Source organism: Pantoea sp. GbtcB22 (genome assembly GCF_019091025.1).
In the GTDB taxonomy this organism is placed as follows: domain Bacteria; phylum Pseudomonadota; class Gammaproteobacteria; order Enterobacterales; family Enterobacteriaceae; genus Pantoea; species Pantoea leporis.
The window spans coordinates 1-229 of the sequence record NZ_JAGXKB010001061.1; the positions used below are offsets into that span (position 1 = coordinate 1).

Annotated in this window: 1 protein-coding gene and 1 pseudogene; both read right to left on the reverse strand. The window is 52.0% G+C overall.

The features are described from left to right. A pseudogene (locus tag KVT28_RS27515) lies at nt 1-98 on the reverse strand (cysteine desulfuration protein SufE); the annotation flags it as partial. 20 nt (nt 99-118) lie between these two features. Next, the coding region (locus KVT28_RS28095) for a hypothetical protein (protein ID WP_254633690.1) at nt 119-229 on the reverse strand (111 nt) is incomplete at its 5' end.

The window sequence follows — 229 nt, forward strand, 5'->3', positions numbered from 1 at the left end:
TTCCCACCGAGTTCAATGATGTAGAGGTACTTCTCTTCCCAGTTTGCGCAACGATTGAAGTTACGCACTAGTCTCTCTTTATCTGGCAAATTCGCCATGAATCACTCCTGAAGTCTGCTCAACCGCCCAGCAGACGATGTATACGGGTCAAACCTGCGGCCAGAGGATCCGCTTCTTCTTCGGTGTTGTTCAGCGCGTAGGAGGCACGACACATAGCCGGCACCGCATA